The following is a 2,817-nucleotide window of genomic DNA, read 5'->3' on the forward strand; positions in this document are numbered from 1 at the left end:
CCGCCGGGGACCGGCCGCGTCACAAGCCGCCGTCCCCCGAGCCGTCGTCCGCCGGGGTGCCGTCCGCCGGGGTGCCGGTGGTGAAGGAGTCCGGATCCGGCTGCGTCGCCGGTGAGGTGCACTGCTCGGACTTCCCCGTGTAGCGGCAGCCCGCCGGGGTCCTGTCGTGGTGCGCGGCCCACAGCGCCAGTGTGCAGGCCACCACCGTGAACACCACCAGCGCCGCCACCCAGCCGCCATGGATGCTGCCACGCCGGATCTCCATACCTGCCCCCCCGCCCCCGTCCGCCCTACCCGAGCCCGGTCGCGCAGAGCCTAATCGCGCGACCGGCCGCCCGCGACGAGCGGAAGCGGCCACCAGCCCCCAGCGGCGCCCCGGGCGGGTGCCCGGGGGCGGGGACGGCGACGTTCCCGGCAACGGGCGGGTGGGCCACCTGGTCTGCCGGGAGCGTCGCCGCTGCGTACTGCCGGTGGTCTGCGGGATCAGCAGGGGAAGGTGCCGCTGTAGAGGGCGTGTCCGTAGGAGGAGCTTGCGGAGCCGAAGCCGTAGATGCCGTCGTCGGACCAGACCGCTTCGCGCAGGCCGTTGACGCAGGTCGAGGCCGGGGCGATCGCGAAGCCCTCCAGGTTGTCGGTCGGCATGACGGCGGGGTTGGTGTAGGTCACGTCGGGGACGAGCGCGCCGGCGGTGTTGACCGTCATCAGGGTGTGGGTCTCGCCGCAGGTGTTGTCGCAGGTCGCGATGATGCGCTGGGTTGCGGCGTCGAACGTCACGTCCATCACGGAGGCCTTGCCGGTCGCGACCGTGCCGAACGTGGTGAACGTGCCGTCGGAGTTCAGGCCGTAGACGTGCAGGCTGCCGTCCCACTCCAGGCCCGCGAAGTACAGGCCCGATCCGTGCAGCGGGTAGTTCGCGGGGTTGTAGGCGGCGCCGGTGAGCGGGTCGGCCCAGCCGGCCGCGGTCAGCCAGCTGTCCGGTACGTAGCCGACGCCTTCGAAGCCCAGGTTGGCGTCGTCCTTGCTGCCCGTGTTCAGCTGCGGGAACTGCGAGGTCATGTCCCACTGGTGGACGGGGGTGAGGGTGGATCCGCTCGCGGCCGGGTCGAACTCCAGGATCGTGTCCTTGGGGACGGTGTTGTTGGTGTTGTCGCGCTCGGAGGTCACGTAGAGGTGGCCGTTGCCGCCGACGGTCAGCCCCTCGGAGTCCGGTTCGCCGGAGCCGCCCGAGAAGCGGATCTGCTTGCCGGTGGCGCTCCACGCCGGGTCCGGGATCCACTTGCCGTTGCTCTTGACCAGCTTGTACAGCCAGTTCTTGTTCTTGGCGGCCCACAGCACCGACGGGTTCGCCGGGTCGAAGGCCAGGCCGCTGACGTCCCGGCCCTCGGGGCCGGTGGACGTGGTGAAGGCGCAGACGTTGTCGGCGATCGTGACGTCCTGGCCGCCGGGCCACGCCAGGGTCCCGGACGGGGCGGAGTGCGAACCCGAGGGCGCCTCGGGGGTGCAGCCGCTGGTGAGGGAGCCGCCGCCGCCGAGCAGCTGACCGCTCCCGCCCGTGGACCCCCCGGTCGTGCCGCCGGTGGTGCCGCCGGTGCCCGCGCAGGAGTTCGCGCTGCCGAGGGTCGCGGTCGTGGCGGTCCGGAACCAGCCGGTGCCGTCGGCGCAGCGCTCGGCGGACGGCTTGGCGGCGCCGGTCGCCCACGTCACCGAGTCGACGGTGTTGCCGTTGCTGTCGACCAGGAAGACCGAGTCGCTGTCGCCCAGGCCGATGCCGGAGTCGAACGTGAGGTAGCCGCCCGCCGGGACGCTGGTCGCGCTCGGCGAGGACGAGGAGACCGACGCCGCCGAGTGGCTGGTGTCGCCGTCGAGGTACTTCCACGAACCGACGCTGACCGCACTGGTACCGCCGTTGAACAGCTCCACGGTGTCCGAGCCGTCCGAGGTGACCTCGTTGATCCGCACCCGGCTCGCCGCCGGCAGTGACGACGGGCAGCCCGAGGCGTTGGAGGCGCCGAACGTGGACACCGCGGTCGAGGTCACCCACGCCCCCGTACCGTCACCGCCGCACCGCGCCATCGCCGGCTTGGCCTTGCCGGTGGCCCACTCCACGCGGTCGACCACCGTCCCGCCGGAGGTGTAGATCACCAACTTGTCCGCATCACCCAGCCCCTTGGGCGAGTCGAAGGTGACGAAGCCGCCGGCCGGGATCGTGCCGGCGGACGCGCTGAACGACTGCGCGGAGAAGCTGTCGTCCGACATTTTCCAGCCGCTGATGCTCACCGCGGCCTGGCCGGAGTTGTACAGCTCCACCGTGTCGTTGCCCGACGAGGTGACCTCGCTGATCCGCACGTTCTGGTAGCCGGCCGGGTCCGCCGCAGCCGCAGGCTGCGCGGCGAGCACCCCGGTGACCACAAGACCTGAGAACGTCAAAGCAGCGGCGCACAGCGCGGCGACGCGGGGACGCGAGTGAGGTGTATGCACGGAGCCGAACTCTGCTGACGCAACGTGGAATGCGCGTGTACGCGGGCTGAATGCCACCTGCTGGCCACCGGAACGCTCAGACGCACCCCCGGGCCACCCCCACAGCCGCGCCGCCGCAACACCCCTACCAGGCAGCGCCTCTGACGGGGCCCCATCCCCGGGGTAGGGGCCGATCCCGCGCAGCACCGTGCCCCCGCTGCGCCTGCGGCCCGGCCACCCCTCGCGCGACGCGGCCGCGCACCGAACCCCAACGCCTGCCGCGTGTAGGCTGCTTGTCTGGCCGTCGAGCGGCTGGGCAGGTGGTGCCGTTACGCGGCTCGGGTTCTCAGCGCGGCGAGG

General features: G+C 72.3%; 2 protein-coding genes. Both read right to left on the bottom strand.

Annotated features, from left to right (window positions below; all coding sequences use genetic code 11):
- Nucleotides 1-19 precede the first annotated feature (19 nt).
- Entirely contained in the window at nucleotides 20-265 is a 246-nt protein-coding gene (locus AOK09_RS35735) for a hypothetical protein (protein WP_055591342.1), read from the bottom strand.
- A 218-nt stretch (nucleotides 266-483) separates the two neighbouring features.
- Complete coding sequence (locus AOK09_RS38610; RefSeq protein WP_245687633.1) at nucleotides 484-2,427, bottom strand: lamin tail domain-containing protein; 1,944 nt, start codon at nucleotides 2,425-2,427, stop codon at nucleotides 484-486.
- Nucleotides 2,428-2,817: the final 390 nt, after the last annotated feature.

It is taken from the genome of Peterkaempfera griseoplana (genome assembly GCF_001418575.1).
Classification (GTDB): Bacteria; Actinomycetota; Actinomycetes; order Streptomycetales; family Streptomycetaceae; genus Peterkaempfera; species Peterkaempfera griseoplana.